Genomic DNA, 24,425 nt, shown 5'->3' on the forward strand with positions numbered 1-24,425 from the left:
AATACTTATCCATTAGCATTTTTAAAAGCAGCCTAAACGAGGCTATCAAAGCTAACCGCAACGAGGAAAAAAGATTAAAAAATCAATAAACAGAGTTTTTTCACAGTCTGACGAACAGGGCTTTGTGCAGGTGTGTCAATAGCGTACTGTCTGCTGGGAACTGCTGCTGGGTTTTGTTTTGTTGTTGATGTTAAGAACTGATGTTTGGCTTTATTCGTCGAGCTGGAACAAAAGTAAAAAAGCATTACTAAAGCTGATGTTTACAACGGTCAGCCACACTTGCACAAAACCCCATGTTAGTGGCAGTATTTGTCTACACGGTGGGTGTTGGGCTTATACTGTCTGCTGATAGTTGCTATTGGGCGGCCTGTTTGTAAAGGTTTGCTTTGCGTGTTTGCCTTGTGTGCCTTTACAAAGGGGCCGACCTTGCTTGGGTTTGTATTGTGCCATCCTCTTTTGAAAAACTAGGCTCGTCTGTCTTGTTACCAACCGATGGTTTCTTAAAACCAAATGGTGATATTCTGTTTTAAACCGCTAGTTTCTTCTGCCTAACCGCTAATTTTTTAAAACTAAATAGTCGTTTTCTGTGACTAACCGAGCGTTTTCTTGGACTAAATCATCATTTCTTAAAATCAAGTGCCAATTTTCTCAGTCAAACCGAGCGTTTTCTCTGTTGGGTCGGTCGTTTTCTCAAAAATACAGGCAGTTTCTCAACAAAGTGGTAGTTGCGTCAGTTATTTATACCTTAATAACAGAAAAGTGTGTCAAAATGTCCCCTTTTATGTGATTGTAAAATTATACTGCGTTTGTCTGTTAGTCTTTTGGTGGTCTTGTAAAGGCTATGCCTGACACCAATTTGTATTCTGGGCTATTGGCTTTGAACACTGATTTGATATAGGTTTTAACGTCTAAAGCAGTGTCTACCAAGCCTGTTTTTTCTGCATAGAGTAGTTCATCTCTCTCTGCTAACGCATTTTTGTAAGGCACAATACCTGCTATTACTGCTTTGTTAGCTTTGTCTATTTTATCTAAATATAGTTTCATGGCTGCTACTTTTAGTTCTGCCTCGTTAGGGTTGTAAGTGGGTTGTAGTTCTACCCAATCTATCAAATTGCTAAAGTGGGTTACATAGTTGTCGTAGCTCTGTTGGCTGGCTGAACTTGAACCACCCGTATTGGCATCCGTTGATGTTTCGGTGGTTGTTTTTGTATTGTCTTTTTTAGGTGTTGCTCGTTTGCCTTGTATTTTACGGTTTATTTCTATGGCACCGTTTACGGTGTCCTGCGGCAAATCAATAATGGAAAAGGCACTGATGATTTGTGTGGCATAAGATTGTAGGGGGTCAAAAGCCATCATGCGTTCATCTACCAAATCATCATATATTTTGGTGGCTTTACTGGCAGCTTTTACACTGGCTTCGCAAGCTAACTGCTGTGTAGTAAGGTTGGCAATTTTTAGGGCTTCTTTGGTAGGGTTGTATTTTGTGCCAAAGCCTGAGCCATAATTGATTAACTGCAAAAAATTGTTGACGTTTTTGGTGTGTCCTGTTTCTTGTGTGGATGGCATGAGATGGAAGTTTTAAGTGACGGATTATATTGGAAGGATAAAAGTAAGGAAAGAATAAACACAAAAATGGGCGGCTGAAAGCCGCCCATTTTGTTAAAATATTCTGTTTAGTTTTTTATTACTTTTTTGCTTGTCCATGTTTTACCATCATAAATGCGGATGATATACACATCGGCTGGTAAATCGGCAATACTTATTTTATGCTTTTTAGTATCTGCACCAAGCTTTATTTTCTTTTTTACATTACCTAGCTTGTCTGTTACTTGTATTTCTTTAATAGTAGTGGTTTTATCTGTACCAGTTGTTTCTACTTGTACATCACCTGTTGTTGGGTTAGGGGAAACAGCGAAAAAGCCAAAACCACCGCCGCCACAATTGTCATTTACAAAAATATCTAATGTTGCAATGGGGCCGATGCCACAAGCATTTTGTGGATTGGCAAAGATTTGGTAATTGCCGCCTAGATAAAAATTAAAGTTTTGCTCCGAGGAACCATTTTGATTGATGATAGTTGGCTGTATACTATTTTGTGAACTACTATACCCCCATTGGTAGCTTTCGGCTGCATTAGCTGGTGAGATGATTAACGTGTTGCCAAAACTATTGGTGCAATATTGTTGCCCGGTAGTGAATGGTAAAACACTAATGTTTGCATTAGGAATACCAACTGTGATATTAATAGAAGAAGTATATCCACCAGCTGTGGCTACAATTGTGGCATTAGCATTACCAGTTGCTTGTATAGTAAGTTGGTTAGTATTTTGTCCACCTGTAATTGAAACTGGACCACTCACAGACCAAGTTATAGGCAAACATGCTAAATTAGTAGCAGTTACATTTATTTGAGTTCCGATACAAAAGCCATTACCAATATTCGGGGTATTTATGTGGAAGTAGTTTTCTATAAAACTTGCTCTTGGGCCACCCGTTGCGAAAATTGCCCGCATTCTATTGGTTTGGTCTTGTGTATAAATATTTTTACAATTATCTACTGTATAATCCATGTAATTCATAAACATATCGCCATTTGCACCATTATTGGCACAGTTACTAAAATGGGGAAAACCTGGACAATTTGATTGGTTGGCAGTTAACTGCTGTGGCGTGTCATTACATTGGTCATTACCACAAGCAGCATCGCCCCAAATATGGAACAAGTCCAACCAATGCCCAACTTCATGTGTAATTGTGCGACCCTGATCATACTGAAATCTGAGATTGCCAACCCTTCCGAAAGCAGTATTCAGTGCCACTACACCGTCAGTATTGGGCTTAGTAGCATAATCAAAGGGGAATTGTGCGTAACCGAGTAGTTGACCAGAGGGTGTTGGTGCAATACTACAAACCCACATATTCAAATACCTATCTGTTGGCCAAGCGTCTGTACCACCAGTGACGGTATATTTGATACCTGTGGCTGTCTCATTTGGGGTACCATCACTATTTGTTACATAGTCAAATTGAGCAACATTTGTTTGTACCCGATGAATACCATTAGTTGCATTTCCGTTAGGGTCTGTACATGTTAACCTAAATTCTATATTAGGGTCTGCCGCAACGCCTATAAAAGCGTTGGGTGTATTTATGCGGTTTGCATTTAATCGCCTGAAGTCTTCATTCAAGACATCAATTTGTGATTGCACCTGTGCATCACTGATGTTACGACCGACACCAATAGCTTCGCCATTGTGTAACACGTGCACTACTACAGGTATAATAATGGTACTGTTTGGGTTAATTAAACGCTCGTTAGGATTTGTGTTGTTTATTGATGAAATGTAAGAGGCAATATGTTGTTCTAATTGTTGGTATCTATTGTACCTGTTAGGGTCATTTGATTGAACAGTTTGTGGGTTGAAAACAGAGCCACATTGTTCTTGTGCTTGTAATGTGGATGTGAATATTAGTAAACCTAATAAGAATTTGATAGCGGTTTGCATAAAAATATTTTTTTGATTATTGAATTTTTGTGAGGTCAAATTTTCGTCCAAAGAAAAAACTACAGTTATAACAACTTAACAATCTGTCGCAGCTTTTGATGTACCCAGAAATTTTTACTTTTTTGCCTATTACTTGATAGCTTTTAGGCATTGCTGGACAAGGCACTAATAGACTATCTGAAAAAATGTAGTTGTTATTAGCAATATCACGTTTACTTATAGTAAATCCTAAAGTAGTCGATGGCTTGTTATCAATTACAGGGTCATGTGCAAAGGACACCACCATTGCATCAAAATCTGTAATTGTACTAATAATAGTATCATTATTGCATGAATAACAAGTTGAATAATCAGCCTGTTCTTTTTTACAGCCCCCAAAAAACAGGAAAGCAATAGCTGTAAAAATCAGAGAATGTAGAAGTAATATCTTTTTCATAAAAATTGGTTTATATTAATACTATGACACCAGAAAGCTGCAAATCATTGCATACACAAAAATGGTGGGCTGTGTTCTTTGGGTATCTGATTGGTTTGGTTTTTCATGACTATTTTCAAACGAAGTTTGGTTTTAAAAAATGGTCGTACTTTTTTCTTGTGTTAAGATATTATTATGAAATATCCTTGACAAATACGGCTCGTCATTTTGCGAGGGCTGCATATTGGCTCTTTTGCAAGGTTGGCTTCTGTGCGTTGGATTTTGTGTGCCTTGCAAATGTGCCTGTATGCGAAGGGTTGGCTGCTTAGGTTTTGGCATAATTTGGATTTTAGATAATTGCGTTGTGTCAAATTTAGGGAATATTGCCACTAACGCGTGTATTTATGTTATTACACGCAGTTTAAAAATATTTTTTACAATTGATAATCAATTAATTATTATTCGCTTTTTTGTATTGTCGTTGGAACAATACACTCAATTCGCCATTTATATTGTCGCTCTTTACCAATCTATTTTTCCCTTTTTATACAAATCATCCAAAGGACTCACAATATTAATTAATTTATGCTTACTTACATGCAAGTACCGTTCGGTTGTTTTAATATCAAAATGCCCAAGCAGGTCTTTTATAAAGCGTATATCAGTGCCTTTCTCTAATAAATGCGTAGCAAAACTATGGCGCAAGCTATGTATGCCTACATCTTTGCCTATACCAGCCTTTTGTTTAGCTAATTGAAATATTCTTTGAATAGTTCTTGTTGGATAAGCGGTAAACGTATGTTCACTTTCAAATAAATATACTTTTGGTGTGGGTGTATATGTTTTTACATAATCTCGCAATATATCTAGTAACACAGGGCTTAAACCCACATAGCGGTCTTTCTTCCCCTTTGCTTTGGCTATAAATATTTGCATTCTATCACTATCTATATGTTTAATTTTTAAAGCAGCCACTTCACTCACACGCAATCCGCCACTGTAAGCTGTAAACAACATCGCTTTATGCTTTTTATTGTCTAGCGCACTAAATAGTTTCCCCAACTCTTCTTCACCCAATACCTTAGGTAGCAACATTGGTTTCTTTGGCCGCGGTATTTCCCAAAAAAATTTTTCTCTGCCAAGCACTTGTTCGTAGTAAAATTTTAGGGCATTCATACGGCTATGCAATGTATTTTCACTGTGTTTTAGTGTAGTATGGCAATAATGCAAATACGATTTTACACGAGCTACATCTAAGCTATCGGCAGGCACATGCTTTAATAATTGAAAAAATACACCCAACTCATTTTTATATGTTTTTATAGTAGATGGGCTATAGCCTTTTAAAATTAATGTTTGTAAAAAATTAGCTAATTGTTCAGTATTATGCTTGCTCATTATGCCTTGTTCTACAGGCGCTAGGCTACGCTTAATGTTTGCAGTCAAACTAGCAATTTCAGGTTTCAGTTGTACTGTATTTACTATGGCTATATGCTTTGTTGCCAGTATAAGTGCTTTTAACAGTTGCTTCTCTTTAGGCATATACCATCCCTTTAAAGTACTACTATATGCTACAAATGGCAAAGCTTTAAATACAGCATTCAATTGCTTGTGCTTTTCGCACTCCAAAAACAATACCTCTTTATTTTTATAAGCAGCGTATTTACAGCTAATGTGTAACATATCAGTTGTTTTTACAGCTTCGCTACGCTCACTCACAATCAATGAACTAATAATATTTAGCAATATAGTAAATTTTTAATTGCAGCAATTTTTTTTAATACAAAACAACCGTTCCCACTTGCATCTCTATGATACCCGAGCTATAGCCGAGGTATACCCGAAGTATGGATAGTGTATGGGGAGTGTATGAAATTGGGTAAGCAGTTTTTGGCGTCATGGCTAACGAATTACAATGGTATGTGATATTTTAATACTGTGTTAAATAGTAGCTGTTTACGCTAGGATTGGGGGCAACCTTGTAATAGGACTCTCTTAAAATCCTGCAAAAAAATGCAACCACACATTATTTTGTATAAATTGTGCGTTCAAGTATCCCTTTTTCATGAAGCATTTTTTTTTAGTTGCAAGTATTTGCTTGTTAGTAGCTGTAGGCCATGCGCAGCATTTTTACAAAGAAACCAAACAAGCCAACGCTTGGGTAAACAAGCAGTTTAAAAAACTAACGAAAGACCAGCGCATTGCGCAACTAATGATTGTAAGGGCGCACAGTAATCTTGGCCCAGACCATGTAAAGGAAGTAACAGCGTTAATTACCAAATACAATGTAGGTGGCTTGTGCTTTTTTCAAGGCGGGCCTATTCGTCAGGCGCAATTAACCAACTATTACCAAAGTATTGCCCAAACACCCTTGATGATTTGTATTGATGGTGAGTGGGGGCTAGGTATGCGTTTAGATAGTGTCATCAATTATCCACGCCAGTTAATGATGGGCGCCACACAAGATGCCAATTTAATGTATGAATTTGGCAAAGCCGTAGGCGAGCAATGCAAGCGCTTGGGTATTCATGTAAACTATGCACCAGATGTAGACGTGAATAATAATCCAAATAATCCTGTTATTAACGATAGAAGCTTTGGCGAAGACAAATACAAAGTGGCTTTATATGGCGTAAAATATATGCAAGGTATGCAGGCTGTAAATGTGATGGCCTGTGCCAAGCATTTCCCTGGTCATGGCGATGTGGCGGTAGATAGCCATTTAGATTTACCTACCATTAATAAAACCCGTGGCCAATTAGATAGCCTAGAATTATATCCGTTTAGAGAAATGATTAAAGCCGATGTGGGTAGTATGATGATTGCGCATTTGTTTGTGCCAGCAATTGATACCATTGCCAATCAAGCTACCTCGCTGTCTAATAAAAACGTAACAGGCTTATTAAAGAATGAACTTGGGTTTAAAGGCATCACTTTTACCGATGGGCTAGGTATGAAAGGGATTACCAAATATTACCCAAGTGGCGAAGCAAGTGTGCAAGCCCTCATTGCTGGTAACGATATGCTATGCCTACCAGAAGATATTGGCGCAGCCATAGAAAAAACAAAACAAGCCATTAAAGATGGTCGATTAACATGGGATGACTTAAATGCTCGTGTAAAAAAGATATTGTTGGCTAAATATAATCTAGGTTTAAACAAGCCGCAAGTGATAGACACCGTAGGTATTTTAGCAGATTTAAATGCGCAGACCACCCGCATTAAAACCTTATTAGCCAAAAATTCGGTAACACTTTTGCAACAAACCAACACCGCTTTACTACCATTAAAAGCTAATAAAAAAATAGCGTATATATCTATAGGCGCAGCCAAAGAACCTGTGGCAGCTACTAGGTTGAAAACGGAAAATCATGCCGATGTGTATTTGTTCGGCAGCAAAGCAGAACAAGGCAAGCAGTTGATGGATGATAAAAATGCAACGATTGTGATGGACAAAAGTGATAGTGCTGCTGCACAGCAACTGATTCGCAAAATATATGCTAGTGGCTACGATGCTATTGTAGTGGGGGTTCACAATTATAGCAGACGGCCAGCTAATAATTATGGTTTAAGCAATGCTACCATTTATCTCATATCTGAGTTGCAAAAGCAAAACAATGCGGTGGTTATCTATTTCGGTAATCCTTACGCTGTAAGATATTCCTGCAATGCACTCAATATTGCAACGGCTTATGAAGATGATGATATTACGCAAAGTGCTGTGGCTGATTGGCTACAAGGTAAGCTAGCTGCAAATGGTAAATTGCCTGTAACCGTGTGCGACAATTTTAAGTTTGGTGATGGTATTACATACAATAATTATTTACCAAAAGCCAGCAACTACAATGTAGATACTAAGTTTAATAAAATAGACAGTATCGCTAAAGATGCCATAGCCAAAGGCGCTATGCCGGGTTGTGTAATATTAGCGGCAAAAGATGGTAAAGTGATTTACCAAAAAGCATTTGGCACCACCACAATGGGCGGCACAACGCCTGTTACTGAAAATATGGTGTACGATTTAGCATCTGTCACCAAAATATCTGCTACCACTGTATCGGTCATGAAGTTGTATGAAGAGGGTAAACTAGACCTAGATAAAACCCTTGGTGATTATTTGCCTTGGGTAAAGCGCAGCAATAAAGTACCGCTAAAACTGCGTGATATATTGTTGCACCAAGCAGGCTTAAATCCCTTCATTCCTTTTTATAGAGAGGTAATAGATACCATAACTGGCGAGCCTAAATGGGCTTATTTTAGTAAAGTAAAAGATGCCAACCACCAGTTTAGAGCTGCTGAAAACCTCTATGTGCGCAACGATTGGGAAGATACGCTATACAACCGCATCGTTACGAGCAAGTTAACTGCCCCCAACAAATATGTGTACAGCGATAACGATTTTATTTTCTTGGGTAAAATTGTAGAAGCCATTACAGGCAAAACTTTAAATGATTATGCCAAAGCAACCTTCTATCAGCCACTTGGTATGGCTACCACTACGTTTCACCCACGAGAAGTGATGTCGCTAAACACGATTGTACCCACAGAGTACGAAAAACATTTTCGCCAACAGCTTATTTGGGGTGATGTGCATGATGAAGGTTCGGCCATGTTTGGTGGTATTGCAGGCCATGCAGGCTTGTTTAGCAATGCGTACGATTTATTACAATTGTATCAAATGCTGTTAAATGGTGGTGAGTTAAACGGTGTGCGTTATTTACAAAAAGCCACCATCGATAAGTTTACGGCCTACAATAGCGATGTTAGCCGCAGAGGTTTGGGCTTTGACAAACCAGAAAAAGACAATGCTACGCGTAAAGATCCTTATCCTTCAAAGTTTGCCTCACTAGAAACTTATGGCCACACAGGCTTTACAGGTATTGGCGTTTGGGTAGACCCTAAAAGTAACCTGATATACATTTTTCTATCTAACCGTGTAAACCCCACAAGAGACAATAATAAGTTGAGTTCGCTTGGTGTAAGAGGCAAAATACAAGATGCCATTTATGAAGCTATAAAGTAAGAATAAACAATATTTCTTTTCGCAGCTAAGCCATTTAAATTTATTAAGGCGTCAATAGTTGCCATTCATTTTGCAGTGAAATAATTATGAATTATTTGTAAACCGTAGGCTTACATTTTTTCCCTCGGTCTTAAAGCTGTACATTCGCACCTTCAAAAGTAGCTAGCAAGCACACCTTTTTGCCTGTAACTCTTTATAGGCTTGTGTTTTAGGTAAATTGTTTAGCCCAAAAAAATAATAATGGATATAAGAAACATTGCAATTATTGCACACGTTGACCATGGTAAAACGACCTTGGTAGACAAAATTTTACACCAAACAAATGTTTTTCGTGCAAATCAGGATACTGGTGAGCTAATTATGGATAGCAACGATCTTGAAAGAGAACGTGGTATCACTATCTTTTCTAAAAATGCATCTGTCGTATATAAAGATGTAAAAATTAATGTGATTGATACACCGGGTCACAGTGACTTTGGTGGTGAGGTTGAGCGTGTATTAAAAATGGCTGATGGCGTTATTTTATTAGTAGATGCTTTTGAAGGGCCGATGCCTCAAACACGTTTTGTGTTGCAAAAAGCATTGCAATTAAATTTAAAACCAATTGTTGTAATTAATAAAGTAGATAAACCAAACTGCCGCCCTGATGAAGTGCACGATGCAGTATTTGAGTTATTCTTTAACCTAGATGCAACAGAAGAACAATTAGACTTCCCTACTTTCTACGGTAGTGGTAAAAATGGTTGGTTTAATAGTAAAAATGAACAAAGTGAAGATATCACACCTTTAATGGATGGTATTTTACAATATGTACCTGCACCAAAAGTGCCAGAAGGTAACTTACAAATGCAGATTACATCGCTAGATTATTCTACATTCTTGGGTCGTATTGCGGTAGGTCGCGTAGCTCGTGGTAGCATTAGCGAGGGTCAACCATTTAGCTTAATGCGTACCGATGGCAGAATTCAAAAATCTAGAGTAAAAGAATTATACATTTTTGAAGCTTTGGGTAAACGTAAAGTAACCGAAGTATTAGCAGGTGATATTTGCGCAGTGGTAGGTATTGAAGATTTCACCATTGGCGATACTATTGCTGATATTGAAAACCCAGAGGCATTGGCCATTATTAGTGTGGATGAGCCTACCATGAGTATGACATTCAGCATTAATAACTCACCTTTCTTTGGTAAAGATGGTAAGTTCGTTACTTCTCGCCACTTGCGTGACCGTTTAATGAAAGAAACTGAGAAAAACTTAGCCCTTCGTATTGAAGATACTGACAGTGCTGATAGTTTCTTAGTGTATGGTCGTGGTATTTTGCACCTTGGTGTATTGGTAGAAACCATGCGTAGAGAAGGTTACGAATTAACCGTTGGTAACCCACAAGTATTGGTAAAATATATTGACGATAAAAAACACGAACCATACGAGAACTTGGTAGTAGATGTACCAAGCGAATACAGTGGTAAAGTGATAGACCTTGTAACACAACGTAAAGGCGAAATGCTAATTATGGAAAGCAAGGGCGAAATGCAACACTTAGAGTTCGAGATTCCTTCTCGTGGTTTAATTGGTTTGCGTTCGCAAATGTTGACCAATACGGCCGGTGAAGCTGTAATGGCACACCGTTTTCTTGAATACAAACCTTGGAAAGGCCCTATACCTGGCAGGAGCAATGGTGTATTAATTTCTAAGAACCAAGAGAAAACCACAGGTTATTCTATTGATAAACTACAAGATAGAGGTAAGTTCTTCGTAGATCCAGGTGAAGATGTGTACACAGGTCAAATTATTGCGGAACACATCAAACCAGGTGATTTGATAGTAAACGCTACCGAGCCTAAAAAACTAACCAACCACCGTGCAAGCGGTAGTGATGATGCCACACGTATTGCACCAAAAACCTTGTTGACGTTAGAAGAATGTATGGAATACATACAGCAAGATGAGTGTATAGAGGTAACACCAAAAAACATTCGTATGCGTAAGGTAATTTTAAACGAAGATGAACGTAAGAAATCATCTAAGAGTATGCAAAGTGAAGCAGTAGGATAGTACCACTGTTTTCTACAATATCAAAAGCCATTCTGCGAAAGTTGAGTGGCTTTTTTGTGGGTAAATGAAATTATTTTAAACACTTCGCTTCAATAAAAGCCCAAAAGCGAACAGAACGTACAAGTGTAGATGCTTCGTACCTCAGCACAGGCTACAACAGAAGCTACATAACACTACTAAAGCTGGTTACCAAAATATGCTTATAACACAGTGAGCCACTCTTAAAGAATGGCTCACTGTGCATATAGAGTAGCAATACGAGTAATTATTAATCTGCTTGCTTTTTGATAGAAGCACCACCGCTAGTACTTACATTGCTAATGTTGGCTTCGCCTTTGTAGTAAATGGTGGCGGCACCGCTTGCTTCGGCTTTAAAATCTTTGATGGCGGTAACGCGAATATTGGCTGCACCACTTGCTTCGGCACGGCAGTTGTCTACTTTTAGGTCGTAACCTTTTACGTTAGAGGCACCGCTTGCTTCTATATAACTTTTATCTGCTTTGCCACTGATGCGCATATTAGAGGCGCCGCTTACACCAATGGTTAAAGCACCTACAGCAACGGCACCTTTAAAATCGCTAGCGCCAGAAAAATCTAGTTTTAGCGTGGCTACTTTTATGATATCTACCACAATGACATTGCAAGCGCCTGTGGCTTCTACATGTTGTAAATCTTTAAAACTTACATAGGCTTTACTTTTAGTGTTGCCCCAGTTTTTCCAGCTACCGCCTTTATTGTCTGAGTAAATATGCAACACGCCATTGCTAACTTCTGTTTTGATGCGGTTTTTAGCCTCGTCACTAGATGCGCTGATAGCTACGCCTTCGTCGTTGCCTTGCGATAGGTATACATCGATAGCGCCACTTACTTCTACGGCTGTAAAACTACCTACAGTTCTTGGCTCTGCATTGGCATCAAATACCAAATTTTTGGTTTGCTGTGCTTGTGTGGCAAAACTAGCGAGCGTGATAGCGAAGGTTACAAAAAGATATTTCATACAAGGGTATTTATAGTGTAACGGGTAATGTAAAGATATGTTACACTGTATGTAGAAAAGTTTAGAGAATATAAATATGATGCAGTTGAAATAATGATTATTTGTTTAAATATTTCCATTTCAGCAAGCGGTAGTTTGTATCATTACTAATCTCATCCAATATTTTCCATTAGTTTCGCCGCATAATTCCTCGGGGTGCTGATGTTGATAGTGAGAGCTCCACTAACAAATAGGCTGAGATAACACCCGTAGAACCTGAACAGGGTAATGCCTGCGAAGGGAAGGCGTATTTCTTTCTATTATTGCGTTCTGTCCTCAAGCACAATTATTTTTCCTGTTCCTCATTTTTTTCAAACTTTTAAATTAAAAAGCAATGAAACATTTGTTGGGAACAATGGCTGCATCAATTATCAGCCTTTCCGCATTGTCACAAACACAAAAGGTTAGTTTTTCGGGTAAAGTAGTAGATGCTGCTACCAAGCAGCCCATTGCATCGGCCACGGTAAAGCTAGGTAATACGGCAACTGTTGCAGATGGTAATGGCAATTTTAGCTTTGGCAAAATAGCTGTAGGCAATTACGACTTGCAAGTAAGCAGTGTAGGCTATGTAGAAGCTACACAAAAACTAAGTGTGAGTAAATCTGTAACTGCCATTACCATCGAGCTAAAAGCAAGTGCTTTGTTTTTACAGCCGCTAGAAGTAAAATCGCTACGTGCTAGTGATAAAGCACCATTTACCAAAACCAATATTGGTAAAGAAGATATTGCCAAAACCAATCTGGGTCAAGATATTCCATTTTTATTGAATCAAACGCCTTCTACAGTAATTAATTCTGATGCTGGTAATGGGGTAGGTTACACCAATATTTACATACGTGGTGTAGATTTAACCAGAATAAACGTTACGCTTAATGGTATTCCATACAACGATGCCGAAAGCCAAGGTACCTATTGGGTAGATATTCCCGATATGGCATCGTCGCTTAATTCTATACAAATACAGCGTGGTGTGGGTACTTCTTCAAACGGCACAGGTGCTTTTGGCGCCACTATTAACTTACAAACCAACGAGTTTATAGATAAGGCTTACGCTGAAAGTAATAATAGCTTTGGAAGTTTTAATACTTGGAAAAATACACTAAAAGCTGGTACTGGTTTAATTGATGGGCATTTTACGGTAGATGCAAGATTAAGTAGGATAAGCAGCGATGGCTATATTGATCGGGCAACAAGCAATTTGCAATCTTTCAGTTTATCGGCGGCTTATTATACCAAACAATCGTCGCTGCGCTTGAATATTTTCTCAGGTAAAGAAAAAACCTACCAAGCTTGGAATGGTGTGCCAGAAAATATTTTACCAACCAATAGAACGTATAATAGTTTTACATACCCCAATCAAACAGATAATTATCAGCAAAACCATTATCAGTTATTTTTTAATCACCAATTTAATAGTAGCTTAAGCTTTAATACGGCAGTATTTTTTACCCCAGGTATAGGTTACTACGAAGAATATAAAACCGACCAAGCTTACAGCGATTATGGTTTGCCAAATTATCAAGTAGGTACCACCGTTTTAACAACTACCGATTTGATTCGCCAGTTGTACCTAGACAATAAATTTTATGGACAAATTGCATCGCTACAATATAAGAAAAATAAACACCAAGTGATTGTTGGTGGCGGGTGGAGTACTTATGAAGGTGGGCATTATGGCAATATTATATGGACAAAAAATGGTGGTGTAGATAAAGATTACCAATGGTATAATAACCCTGCTGTAAAAACAGATGTCAATGCCTACGCCAAATGGCAATACCAATTTGCTAACCATTTTGAGTTGTTTACAGATTTACAATACAAGCATGTAAGGCATATTATGAATGGTTTTATGCAAAATCCGACTTTAGTGATTGATAGGGCATTTGACTTTGTAAATCCAAAACTTGGTATTAGCTACACTAATAAGGGCTGGCAGGTATATGCGAGCTATGCTATTGCCAATAAAGAACCGAATAGAGACGACTTTGAAGCGGGTGTAACCACACAACCAAAAGCAGAAAAACTAAATGATTTTGAACTTGGTGTAGAAAGAAAAGATGCTGCGCTTAGCTACGGCGCAACCTTCTATTACATGGATTATAAAGACCAACTAGTACTAACAGGTAAGGTAAATGATGTAGGTGCTTACACTAGAACCAATGTACCTAACAGTTATCGCCTTGGAGTAGAGTTACAGGCAGGTTATGTATTTACCAATTGGTTAAATGCAAGTGGTAATATTACTTTAAGCAAAAACAAAATAAAAAGCTTTACCGAATACCTAGATGCCTATGATGCAAACTTTAATTATGTGGGTCAAAATGCGGTAGCGCATACCAATACGACTATTGGATTCTCGCCATCCATCATTTCGGCCTTTACGATAAACGTATTACCTGTAAAAAATGTGACCATTACATTGTTGGGTAAATATGTGGGCAAGCAATATTTAGACAATGCTGAATCTGAGAATAGAATACTTGGCTCATTCTTTACACAAGATGCTAGAGTAAGTTATACTTTGAAAAATAAGCTGTTTAAAGAGTGGAATTTTATAGCACAAGTGAGTAATATTTTCAACAGATTATACGAACCAAATGGTTACACGTATACTTACTATGTAGGTAATACCATTAACTCAGATAATGCTTATTACCCAATGGCTGGTACTAATTTTATGTTAGGTGTCAATATTAAATTCTAAGTCACGCCCTGATAGCTATCGGGATAACCGAATATTTTAAGCAAAAAAAACGCCAACTATTTTATTGGTTGGCGTTTTGTTTTATTTCATTATTGACAACAATTCACAATTCACTTTTTACTACTTTATCTTCTCTTGCCAGTCAAGTACACCGCCAACTACATTAACCGTATTGGTAAAGCCCATTTGTTCAAGCAACATGCAAGCCATCATGCTGCGCTTACCGCTACGGCAGTTGATGATTACTTCTTCGTTACGCAAATGTTCAATGTCTTCTATTTGCATACTTTGTATTTTACCCAAAGGAAACAATGGCGCACCAAAGTTAAATTCAACGTATTCGCTTGGTTCACGTACATCTAGTAAGTTTAATTTCTCGCCAGCATCCATTCTGGCTTTTAACTGTTCTACAGAAATCTCAGTCATAATTTAGTTGGTTTTAGTGGTGTCTTTAATAGGTGCTGTAGTACTTATATAAATGTCCATCGTAGCGCCAGCCCTTATTTTATTAGGCGTTTTTTCGCCCGGTACTAATTCGGTTGATGGTTCTGGGCTTTGTTTTACTACAAATGCATTCAACGAATCGGTAATACTACCTGTAGCTACAAGCGAACCCGTGCTTAAGCCCATAGAACTTAGCAAACTTTGCGCTTGCGATAAGGTTAAACCCACTAAGTCTGGTACTTCAAACTCGGTACTGCCCACACCGCTACCCAATACAAAACTAATAGTACTGCCAAGCGGTATTTTAGTACCTGGTTTTATAACCGCATTCTGAAACAATTGTTCTAGTACCGCATTACGGGCAAAATCAGCACGGTATGTGGTATCGCCCATTTTTAAACCCATGCTTTGCAAATACAATTCGGCACTTTTGTACGAATAGCCCACTAAGCTTGGCATATCTATTAATGGTGGTACAGCGCGGTTAATAGATAAAAAAATCGTTCTACCATGTTTTACCATCGCATCGCCTTCTGGTATTTGCTTGGTAATAGTAAGGCCGGGTACTTCTGTCGTAAATACGCTATCAGTAATTTCTACTCTAAAGCCTTTGGCTTCAAGGGCAGTTTTTGCTGCATAAATATTTTGCCCTACAATATCTGGTACTTTCTCGTATTTATTATGTCCTGTTATTAAACCAAGCGAGGCAAAAAAGCCAAGCACCAATACTATTAGTAATAACACGCCCACTACAATGTTTATCCAAAGTGGTTTATTGGTGATGAATTTAAACACGATGATAGTTTGTTTATTAAAAAATTGTTACACAAATTAAAACCAATTACTGCAATTGCACGAATTTGTTACAATCACTTCAGATTACCGTATTACTAATAAACCAATGCCTCTTCAATTACAGCGGTGTAGAAATCTTTCAGTGTCCAGCCCATAGCTTTTACTTGCTGTGGTATTATGCTAGCCTCACTTTGTCCTGGTACTGTATTAACTTCTAGCATAAATGGTTCGCCAGTTGCTTCATTTAAAATAAAATCGATACGTACCACACCTCTACAATTTAGTACTTCGTAAGCTCTTTTTGCGGCTTCGCGAATTTTATCAGCATACACTTCCTCTAAAACCGCTGGTGTTACTTCTTCGCTCAAGCCCTGATATTTTGCTTCAAAGTCAAAGAATTCTTTTTTAGTAAATACTTCTGTCATAGGTAGCGTCATTATTTGCCCTTTGATTTTAAATACGCCAATGGTAAATTCTCTGCCTTTTATAAATTCTTCTACCAAAATCTGGTTATCTTCTTTGAAAGCCTTGTCTAGCGCTAGTTGTAGCTCGCCTGCTTCGTTTACCTTACTCATGCCAATACTACTGCCGCCATTGTTTGGCTTTACAAATACTGGCAAACTAAGTTGTTGTAACACCGCTTCAGTTGTAATAGGGGTGTGCTTAAAAATATGCAAACTCTTTGCAACATGTATGCCGCCAAATGCAGCAACGGCAACGGTATAGCGTTTATTAAAGGTAAGTGCCGATGTTGCTGCATCGCAACTTGTATATGGCAAACCAAGCATATCAAAATAGCCTTGTAATTTACCATCTTCGCCAGGTGTGCCATGTATGCAAAGCAATACCGCATCAAACCTTATGGTCTCGCCTTCAACGGTAATTGAAAAGTCTTTTCTGTCGACGGTTGACCGTTGACCATCAACTGACTCAAACCACCAACCGCTCTCGTTAATATCAATTTTATACCAATCAAACTTATCTGTATCAATATTATTTCCTACCGTAATGGCGCTTTTATAACTAATAACTGCCTCGCCACTTAAGCCGCCCGTAACCAATGCAATCTTTTTTTTCATAGCTTTTTCGATTGATGTCAAATATATAACTATGATTAGTATGCTGTGTTTAAAAGCCGTTAATGCGCGGTAAGAATTTTTGGTTACCAACTATAGAATAAATATGAAACATTTGTTGCGTCGCACACTGCATCGGTTAGATACGCTTTTCAGCTGTAAACGAATGAGATGAAAGCCTTATACAGAGTTGACCTTAATTATTTTGCCACATCCTTACATAGATTATGAAGCCGAAGGCAAAAAGCTATTTGATAGATAAAATTTGCTGACTCATCAGCCGTGTTGGTTATTTTCACCCCAAACAATTGCATGATGACCGCTTTTAACAAAATCTTGCTATGAATAAGTAGGCATGTTTCTTGCAAGCGCTATCTTTAACTTATTAATAAAAAAACCGAACATTATGGAAGGAAGAAAATATCGCATTTTATTATGCGAAGACGATAGCAACCTTGGTACCGTATTAAAAAACTTTTTAGAGCTTAGCGATTACGAAGTGGTACTTGAACGTGATGGCAGATTGGGCCTTGCAGCCTTTCAGCGCGAAAAATTTGATATTTGTTTGCTGGATGTTATGATGCCGCATGTAGACGGCTTTACGCTTGCAGCCGATATTAGAGACATAGACCCAGATGTGCCTTTATTTTTCTTAAGTGCTAAAACCATGAAAGAAGATTTAATTAAGGGTTACAACCTTGGTGCAGATGACTACATTACCAAGCCTTTTGATAGTGAGGTTTTGTTATTAAAAATTAAGGCGATACTAAAGCGCAATGAAGAAGAAAACCGCATTAGTGAAAATATTGAGTTTGATTTAGGTCAGTACCATTTCAACCCAAAATTGCGTCAGTTAATTCACGCTACAGGCACGCAAACTTTATCGCCTAAAGAAAATGATTTGTTGAAAATGCTTGCCGAACACAAAAACGATTTACTACCGCGGGAACGTGCATTGAAGAAAATTTGGGGCAGCGATACTTACTTTAACGGTAGAAGCATGGATGTGTACATCGCCAAATTGCGTAAGTACTTAAAAGAAGACGAGAAGATTGAAATTGTGAATATTCATGGCAATGGTTTTAGATTGGTAGCGCCATAAATTAAGAATAACAATACAACTTTTAAAGTGGGTTACTCTTTTAGAGTGACCCACTTTTTTATGCCCCCACTTATTTTCAATATCTCATTGCCATATGGCAACTTCATTTCACTTAGGCTTTCAACAGGAAATCTGTATAGTTTAACACCCATCCTATCTTCCAAAGAATGGCTGCATGCAGCGTCTATTGCTTTACATAATGTGTGGTACCAACCAGATGAGTACCTAACTGCCTTGCAAGTTCGGTTTTTGAAATACCTTTCTGTTCTATTACTTTTTGTAACCAATTAACCTGCGAATAGCTTGGCTTATTTGCTATTTATATGGCTCATTTTGGTTAATATACTCGTAATTTACAAATTCAAATCCTAGTTTATAGATAATCATGCTATAATTATAGCTATTTTATCTATTTGTATAGTGCTTTGCACTATCTTTATAGATGACCAATCTATTTTAATAGTGATTTACTCTATTCAATTAGCAAATCAATCTAATAATATAGCTTATCATTATAATTTTATAGGTATTCATTCTATTCTTGTAGTTATTTGTTGTATTTTTTACAAAGAGAGACACTCTTTAAGCGTGGGGCGCTTTTAAATGCGCACTATTCAAATAATGACACTTGCGCATTCATATATAATTTTGATATTGCTGCAAGAAGAATCGCTTGTTTTCGTCGTTTTTAAATAACAGCGTTTCTTGAATGCTTTTGCAAATAATATGATAGTACAATTATGCTTCAAAAGCTGCCATTCATCTCGGTGGAATTGGCATATAGATGGTTTCCTAAAAAGTATAAAAATTATTACATAAAAAAGTGGGTCACACTCGAAGTATGACCCACTTTTTTATGTTGCACTTACCGTAACTTACGGCACAATATTGATCATTCTGTTTTTTACAAAGATGATTTTCTTAGGCGCTTTACCTTCTAGCCATTTTTGTACCGTTTCATTCGCCAATACAATTTGCTCTACATCTGCTTGTTCTGCATCTAGTGCTATGTTAATGTTGGTACGTACTTTACCGTTGATGCTTACCGGGTAATCTTTACTGCTTTCGGCTACATACTTGGCTTCAAATATTGGATAAGCCGCATCAATTACCAAGCCTTCGTTGCCCAAAGCTGCCCACAACTCTTCGGCAATATGTGGTGCATATGGTGCTAGCAATACCAATAATGGTTGTAAAATAGCACGCTTGTTACATTTTACATCTGCCAAATCATTTACACACACCATAAAGGCAGATACGGCGGTATTAAAACTAAAGCGTTCCGTATCGCTTTCAATTTTTTGAATGGTTCTGTGCAATATTTTTAGTTCCTCAGCAGTTGGTTCATTTTCGTTCCAAACCTTACCTTTTACATCATCAAAAAACAAGCGCCATAGTTTCTTTAAAAAGCGATGCACCCCTTCAATACCCTTCGTGTCCCAAGGTTTGCTTTGGTCTACCGGACCTAAAAACATCTCATACATTCTAAAAGTATCGGCGCCGAATTTATATACTAAGTCATTTGGGTTAACTGTGTTGAGTTTAGACTTAGACATTTTCTCAGTCTCAACACCACAGATATATTTGCCATCTTCTAAAATAAATTCAGCATTGGCATATTCACCATTCTTATATTTCTTAAACGCTTCAATATCTAGTTCTACACCATCAACGATGTTAACATCAACATGCAAAGAATTAAAATAATAACCATTTGTTTTTATATCTTTCTTAACGTCAATTTCATACTTATCCAAAATAATTTGTAAAGAGTCTAAAAATTCTTTTGGAAGGTCTTCAATATTGTAACCAACTTTTTCAACTAATCCTTTTGATAAAAAAATTGTATTTGTAGTATTTATTTTTCCGTGTTTCTCTAAATCATTAAATCCTAATAACAATCTATACACAAATCTACTACTACCAGTAATCATCCCTTGGTTCAACAATTTCTTAAATGGTTCATCAAAACCGATAAAACCTAGGTCGTACAAGGCTTTCGTCCACATACGGCTGTATAACAAATGGCCTACAGCATGTTCTGTGCCACCAATATATAAATCCACTTGGTTCCAATAATCGGTAGCTTGTCTGCTAGCAAAAGCCTCGGTATTATGTGGATCCATATAACGCAAGAAATACCAAGAAGAACCTGCATAGCCAGGCATGGTATTCGTCTCTAATTCTTTCGCTACCCATTCAGGTATATTAGCCAAGGGGCCTTCTCCTTCTGGGCCTGGCGAGTACGAATCTACTTTTGGTAATTCTAAAGGCAATTCAGTTTCTGCCAAAGGAAACGCTGTACTATCTTTCCACTGAATAGGAAAAGGTTCCCCCCAATAACGCTGACGACTAAAAGCGGCATCACGCATTTTAAAATTGGTTTTGCGAGTACCAATACCCATTTCTTCAAGCTTGGAAATGACTACATCAATCGCATCACGCAATACCATACCATTTAAAAAACCACTATTGGTTAAAATAGCGTCTTTAGTGGGGTTTGGCTCTTCGCCATTAAAGGCATCGCCCAAAATATTGGTAATCGGAATATTAAAATGCTTCGCAAATTTAAAGTCACGTTCATCGCCACAAGGCACGGCCATAATAGCACCTGTACCGTAGCCAGCCAATACATATTCGCTTATCCAAATAGGAATTTCACGACCATCAAAGGGGTTGATAGCGTAAGCACCTGTAAACACACCGCTAATTTTTTTCTCAGCTTGGCGCTCTCTATCGCTACGGCTTTTTACATAAGCCAAATAGTCTTCAACAGCTTGTTGTTGCTCAGCGCTTACCACCTCAGGTATCCATTCTAGTTCGGGTGCAATCACCATAAAATCTACACCAAAAATGGTATCGGGGCGAGTGGTATAAACCGTTAAGCCGTCAACGGTCGACGGTTGACGGTCAACCGTTTTTATTTCGAAGGTAATTTCTGCCCCATAGCTTTTACCAATCCAGTTGGTTTGCATTTCCTTCATGGCATCGCTAAAATCTACTGTTTGCAAGCCTTCTAACAAGCGGTCAGCATATTCAGTAATGCGCAAATACCATTGGCGTAATTTCTTTTTTACCACAGGATGCCCACCACGTTCGCTTACACCATTTACCACTTCATCATTCGCCAATACAGTACCCAAGGCCTCGCACCAGTTTACCTCGCCATAACCACAATAAGCTAGGCGAAATTCCATCAAAATACTTTGCTTGGTTTTCTCGTCAAATGCTTGCCATTCGGTAGCAGAGAAAGCGTTGACCGTCAATCGTTGACCGTCTACTGCTTTAGAACCCTCTTTTTCAAAAGCACTCACTAGCGTAGCAATTGGCTCGGCTTTTTTAGCGGCACGGTTAAACCAACTATTAAATAATTGTAGAAAAATCCACTGCGTCCATTTGTAGTATTCTGGTTTAGAAGTGTTGACTTCTCTATCCCAATCGTAGCTAAAGCCAATTTTATCGAGTTGCGCTCTAAAATTATTGATGTTATTAGCCGTCGAAATTTCTGGGTGAATACCATGTTCTATGGCATATTGCTCTGCGGGCAGGCCAAAGGCATCATAACCCATTGGGTGCAATACATTAAAACCTTTTAGCCTTTTGAAACGGCTATAAATATCGCTAGAAATGTAGCCTAAAGGATGGCCCACATGCAAGCCTGCACCACTTGGATAAGGAAACATATCTAACACATAGCACTTAGGCTTATCGCTAATATTACTTACTTTATAGGCTTGCTTTGCTGCCCATGCTTCTTGCCACTTTTTCTCTATTTCTCTAAATTTATATTCCATAAAACTTAACCCTGAAAGGGATTTTAAACTTTTTTGCAGATAATATTAAATATTACGCTTAGATAAAAGCTGAATGAAGTATTTAACCGATGCAGTGTGCGACGCAACAACAGTTTAATAGTACTACAACTGCTGGTTACATAAAAAAACTAACAAAACTTTAAAGCAGTTTAATTAGCAATACACATACTTTAGCAACTACCAAATGCGTTATAATGGTTGCAAATGTATGTGTTTGGTTACATTTGCAGTCCCCATGCAAACCTTCACCCAAAGGCGAAGACTAAAAAATTGAAAATATGGCAGCAGCAGGCAAAGGCGGTTTAAAGCGTAGCAAACCCAATTATATTTACAGTATTGTAGGTGTAAGCTTAGTATTACTAATCATGGGTATTATGGGTTGGTTTTTCTTAAACTTTAAGCAAGTGGCCAACAATTTTAAGGAAGACATTCGCTTAAGCGCCTATTTGCGCACGCAGAATAAAGATACCATTGCGCAAATTCAACAATATATTGCTGCACAGCCTTTTGCCAAAAACGTAACTTACGTGAATAAAGAAACGGCAAAAGAAATTTGGAACAAGGAAAATAATGAAGATTGGGCGAAGATTTTAGACGTGAATCCATTGCCTGAAAGCATTGATTTTTATGCAAAATCGGATTATGTAAATGCCGATAGTTTGAAAAAAGTATCTAGCTTATTGATGGCCGCTTATGGCAATCAAATTACAGAATTACAATATCCACCTACATTGGTTACTAGCCTTAACGAAAAAGCAAGTAAAATAGGTTTGATATTCTTGGTGGTAGCTGTAGTACTTTGTGTCATCGTCATTTTTAGTATAGATAATACCATTCGTTTGGCTATGTTTAGTAACCGTTTTTTAATTAAAACGATGCAAATGGTGGGGGCGACAAGAGGTTTTATTGCAAAACCGATGGATTTAAAAGCAGTGGTTAACGGCTTAATTAGTTCTGCTATTGCTATTATACTGCTGTTTACCATGATTCAATGGGCCGAAAGTCAGTTCCCGCAATTGCGAGGTATTAGAAACACAGAATTAACCTTAACATTATTCGGCGGCATGACGCTGATAGGCGTGGGTATTTCGCTTTTAAGTACGCATCGGAGCGTATTGAAATACTTAAAAATGAAATTGGATGATTTGTATTAGTGGGTCGATGGTCCACAGTTGATAGACGACAGAGGATGACAAAAGTTGAAAAAAATATTGACTATTGACTATTCACAATTGAGTTCCTTATATTGCACACTCTTTAAAACACTATTATGGCTGACAAAAAAAAATCACCGGCTGCTTTAGCGCCGCTTTTCACAAAGGATAATTATTTATGGATGATAATTGGTGCAGCGATTATCGTATTGGGTATGTTCTTAATGAGTGGTGGTAAAAACGTAGATCCCAAAGTTTTTGATTACAATGTGGTGTACAGCAAAACACGCGTTACAGTAGCGCCTATTTTAATTATTTTAGGTTTATTGGTAGAGATATATGCCATTTTTAAAAAGTCTAAAACAACGTCTTAATTTGGTAATCTATTAATAGAAAAGCGATGTTTATCATCGCTTTTTTTGTTTCTTTACTCTCATTTAAACAACTAACCACACTTATGGACAAATTACAATCCATCATCATCGCTATTGTTGAAGGGCTTACCGAGTTTTTGCCTATTTCTTCCACCGCTCACATGAAAATAGCCAATCCTTTAATTGGCGTAACACCAGGTCCTTTTGTTGAAATGTTTGAAGTAGTAATTCAACTTGCAGCTATTTTAAGCGTGGTTACCATTTACTGGAAAAAGTTTTTTGATTTTAAAAGCTTTGCGTTTTATATCAAATTGCTGATTGCAGTTGTTCCTGCGTTGGTGTTTGGTGCATTACTTAAAAAGCACATTGATGCGGCCTTAAGTAATCTTTGGTTTATTGCTTGTGTGATGATTGGCGGTGGTATTATACTAGTATTTATAGATAAACTTTTCACCAAAAATGTAATTGAAGATGAAACTAAAATTACTTATCCAAAAGCATTTGTAATTGGATGTTTTCAAGTGCTATCTATTGTATTGCCAGGTTTAAGCCGCAGTGCTGCTACTATTATTGGCGGTATGAGTCAGAAATTAACTAGAAGCCTTGCTGCTGAATTTTCTTTCTTTTTAGCGGTTCCTACCATGTTTGCTGCATCGGCAAAAAGTTTACTTGATGTATATAAAGACAGCCCTGAAGTATTGGTAAGTAGCAATTTTGCAACACTTGGTATTGGGGCTATTGTGGCTTATATTATAGCGCTATTATCTATTAAATTTTTAATTAGTTACTTGCAAAAAAATGGTTTTAAAGTATTTGGCTATTATAGAATTGTGTTAGGCTGTGTTGTATTACTATTGTTGTATAAAGGCATTATATAAAAAGTGTAACATAGGAAAGTAAAACGTCAAATTGAGACTAGCTGA

Annotated in this window: 17 protein-coding genes and 1 riboswitch; of the genes, 7 read left to right on the forward strand and 10 right to left on the reverse strand. The window is 37.7% G+C overall.

The genetic code is table 11. The features are described from left to right. Window positions 1–813 precede the first annotated feature (813 nt). The 5 genes from ACFOW1_RS03720 to ACFOW1_RS03740 form a co-directional block, all read right to left on the reverse strand. The gene (locus tag ACFOW1_RS03720; RefSeq protein WP_379012370.1) at window positions 814–1,566 is read right to left on the reverse strand and encodes a hypothetical protein; all 753 of its coding nucleotides are present in this window, start codon (window positions 1,564–1,566) and stop codon (window positions 814–816) included. Between the two features lie 107 nt (window positions 1,567–1,673). Continuing rightward, window positions 1,674–3,506 (reverse strand): M43 family zinc metalloprotease, encoded by a 1,833-nt coding sequence (locus ACFOW1_RS03725; RefSeq protein WP_379012371.1) that lies wholly within the window; start codon window positions 3,504–3,506, stop codon window positions 1,674–1,676. A gap of 16 nt (window positions 3,507–3,522) precedes the next feature. Further along, on the reverse strand, window positions 3,523–3,942 hold the full coding sequence (locus ACFOW1_RS03730) for a hypothetical protein (protein WP_379012372.1): 420 nt from the start codon (window positions 3,940–3,942) through the stop codon (window positions 3,523–3,525). 132 nt (window positions 3,943–4,074) lie between these two features. Next, on the reverse strand, window positions 4,075–4,260 hold the full coding sequence (locus ACFOW1_RS03735) for a hypothetical protein (protein WP_379012373.1): 186 nt from the start codon (window positions 4,258–4,260) through the stop codon (window positions 4,075–4,077). 183 nt (window positions 4,261–4,443) lie between these two features. Beyond that, window positions 4,444–5,667: a tyrosine-type recombinase/integrase gene (locus ACFOW1_RS03740; RefSeq protein WP_379012374.1), complete on the reverse strand. Its 1,224-nt coding sequence runs from the start codon at window positions 5,665–5,667 to the stop codon at window positions 4,444–4,446. 319 nt (window positions 5,668–5,986) lie between these two features. Between ACFOW1_RS03740 and ACFOW1_RS03745 the strand changes: the two genes are divergently transcribed. After that, window positions 5,987–8,944: a glycoside hydrolase family 3 N-terminal domain-containing protein gene (locus tag ACFOW1_RS03745; RefSeq protein WP_379012375.1), complete on the forward strand. Its 2,958-nt coding sequence runs from the start codon at window positions 5,987–5,989 to the stop codon at window positions 8,942–8,944. A 240-nt stretch (window positions 8,945–9,184) separates the two neighbouring features. After that, complete coding sequence (typA, locus tag ACFOW1_RS03750; RefSeq protein WP_379012376.1) at window positions 9,185–10,999, forward strand: translational GTPase TypA; 1,815 nt, start codon at window positions 9,185–9,187, stop codon at window positions 10,997–10,999. Between the two features lie 268 nt (window positions 11,000–11,267). Here the strand turns inward: typA and ACFOW1_RS03755 are convergent, their stop codons facing one another. Continuing rightward, window positions 11,268–11,996 (reverse strand): head GIN domain-containing protein, encoded by a 729-nt coding sequence (locus tag ACFOW1_RS03755; protein ID WP_379012377.1) that lies wholly within the window; start codon window positions 11,994–11,996, stop codon window positions 11,268–11,270. A gap of 181 nt (window positions 11,997–12,177) precedes the next feature. Further along, window positions 12,178–12,295: riboswitch (TPP riboswitch) on the forward strand. Window positions 12,296–12,369: 74 nt separating this feature from the next. Here ACFOW1_RS03755 and ACFOW1_RS03760 point away from each other — a divergent pair. Beyond that, window positions 12,370–14,742 (forward strand): TonB-dependent receptor, encoded by a 2,373-nt coding sequence (locus ACFOW1_RS03760; protein WP_379012378.1) that lies wholly within the window; start codon window positions 12,370–12,372, stop codon window positions 14,740–14,742. A 120-nt stretch (window positions 14,743–14,862) separates the two neighbouring features. On the opposite strand, the gene ACFOW1_RS03765 is transcribed toward ACFOW1_RS03760, so the two are convergent. The 3 genes from ACFOW1_RS03765 to ACFOW1_RS03775 all read right to left on the reverse strand — a co-directional run bounded on the left by ACFOW1_RS03765 (window position 14,863) and on the right by ACFOW1_RS03775 (window position 17,060). Continuing rightward, on the reverse strand, window positions 14,863–15,168 hold the full coding sequence (locus tag ACFOW1_RS03765) for a rhodanese-like domain-containing protein (protein ID WP_379012379.1): 306 nt from the start codon (window positions 15,166–15,168) through the stop codon (window positions 14,863–14,865). Window positions 15,169–15,171: 3 nt separating this feature from the next. After that, window positions 15,172–15,981: a PASTA domain-containing protein gene (locus tag ACFOW1_RS03770; protein ID WP_379012380.1), complete on the reverse strand. Its 810-nt coding sequence runs from the start codon at window positions 15,979–15,981 to the stop codon at window positions 15,172–15,174. 95 nt (window positions 15,982–16,076) lie between these two features. Further along, window positions 16,077–17,060 carry a D-alanine--D-alanine ligase gene (locus tag ACFOW1_RS03775; RefSeq protein ID WP_379012381.1) on the reverse strand — a complete coding sequence of 328 codons (984 nt, stop codon included), beginning with the start codon at window positions 17,058–17,060 and terminating at the stop codon, window positions 16,077–16,079. Window positions 17,061–17,463: 403 nt separating this feature from the next. Here ACFOW1_RS03775 and ACFOW1_RS03780 point away from each other — a divergent pair, with 403 nt between their 5' ends. Next, window positions 17,464–18,159 (forward strand): response regulator transcription factor, encoded by a 696-nt coding sequence (locus tag ACFOW1_RS03780; RefSeq protein WP_379012382.1) that lies wholly within the window; start codon window positions 17,464–17,466, stop codon window positions 18,157–18,159. A gap of 875 nt (window positions 18,160–19,034) precedes the next feature. On the opposite strand, the gene ACFOW1_RS03785 is transcribed toward ACFOW1_RS03780, so the two are convergent. After that, window positions 19,035–21,953, reverse strand: coding sequence for a leucine--tRNA ligase (locus tag ACFOW1_RS03785; protein ID WP_379012383.1), 2,919 nt, complete (start codon window positions 21,951–21,953; stop codon window positions 19,035–19,037). Between the two features lie 299 nt (window positions 21,954–22,252). Here ACFOW1_RS03785 and ACFOW1_RS03790 point away from each other — a divergent pair, with 299 nt between their 5' ends. The 3 genes from ACFOW1_RS03790 (at window position 22,253) to ACFOW1_RS03800 (ending at window position 24,380) form a co-directional block, all read left to right on the forward strand. Next, a complete protein-coding gene (locus ACFOW1_RS03790; protein WP_379012384.1) occupies window positions 22,253–23,128 on the forward strand; it encodes a cell division protein FtsX in 876 nt (291 codons plus the stop codon). Between the two features lie 116 nt (window positions 23,129–23,244). After that, on the forward strand, window positions 23,245–23,502 hold the full coding sequence (locus ACFOW1_RS03795; RefSeq protein ID WP_379012385.1) for a DUF3098 domain-containing protein: 258 nt from the start codon (window positions 23,245–23,247) through the stop codon (window positions 23,500–23,502). An 83-nt stretch (window positions 23,503–23,585) separates the two neighbouring features. After that, entirely contained in the window at window positions 23,586–24,380 is a 795-nt protein-coding gene (locus ACFOW1_RS03800; protein ID WP_379012386.1) for an undecaprenyl-diphosphate phosphatase, read from the forward strand. Window positions 24,381–24,425 lie beyond the last annotated feature (45 nt).

Source organism: Parasediminibacterium paludis (assembly GCF_042651445.1).
Taxonomy (GTDB): domain Bacteria; phylum Bacteroidota; class Bacteroidia; order Chitinophagales; family Chitinophagaceae; genus Parasediminibacterium; species Parasediminibacterium paludis.

Coding starts and splice junctions, on each gene's coding strand:
- ACFOW1_RS03720 (WP_379012370.1), bottom strand. CDS start 1,566: ATGCCATCCACACAAGAAACAGGACACACCAAAAACGTCAACAATTTT.
- ACFOW1_RS03725 (WP_379012371.1), bottom strand. CDS start 3,506: ATGCAAACCGCTATCAAATTCTTATTAGGTTTACTAATATTCACATCC.
- ACFOW1_RS03730 (WP_379012372.1), bottom strand. CDS start 3,942: ATGAAAAAGATATTACTTCTACATTCTCTGATTTTTACAGCTATTGCT.
- ACFOW1_RS03735 (WP_379012373.1), bottom strand. CDS start 4,260: ATGCCAAAACCTAAGCAGCCAACCCTTCGCATACAGGCACATTTGCAA.
- ACFOW1_RS03745 (WP_379012375.1), top strand. CDS start 5,987: ATGAAGCATTTTTTTTTAGTTGCAAGTATTTGCTTGTTAGTAGCTGTA.
- typA (WP_379012376.1), top strand. CDS start 9,185: ATGGATATAAGAAACATTGCAATTATTGCACACGTTGACCATGGTAAA.
- ACFOW1_RS03755 (WP_379012377.1), bottom strand. CDS start 11,996: ATGAAATATCTTTTTGTAACCTTCGCTATCACGCTCGCTAGTTTTGCC.
- ACFOW1_RS03760 (WP_379012378.1), top strand. CDS start 12,370: ATGAAACATTTGTTGGGAACAATGGCTGCATCAATTATCAGCCTTTCC.
- ACFOW1_RS03765 (WP_379012379.1), bottom strand. CDS start 15,168: ATGACTGAGATTTCTGTAGAACAGTTAAAAGCCAGAATGGATGCTGGC.
- ACFOW1_RS03775 (WP_379012381.1), bottom strand. CDS start 17,060: ATGAAAAAAAAGATTGCATTGGTTACGGGCGGCTTAAGTGGCGAGGCA.
- ACFOW1_RS03780 (WP_379012382.1), top strand. CDS start 17,464: ATGGAAGGAAGAAAATATCGCATTTTATTATGCGAAGACGATAGCAAC.
- ACFOW1_RS03785 (WP_379012383.1), bottom strand. CDS start 21,953: ATGGAATATAAATTTAGAGAAATAGAGAAAAAGTGGCAAGAAGCATGG.
- ACFOW1_RS03790 (WP_379012384.1), top strand. CDS start 22,253: ATGGCAGCAGCAGGCAAAGGCGGTTTAAAGCGTAGCAAACCCAATTAT.
- ACFOW1_RS03795 (WP_379012385.1), top strand. CDS start 23,245: ATGGCTGACAAAAAAAAATCACCGGCTGCTTTAGCGCCGCTTTTCACA.
- ACFOW1_RS03800 (WP_379012386.1), top strand. CDS start 23,586: ATGGACAAATTACAATCCATCATCATCGCTATTGTTGAAGGGCTTACC.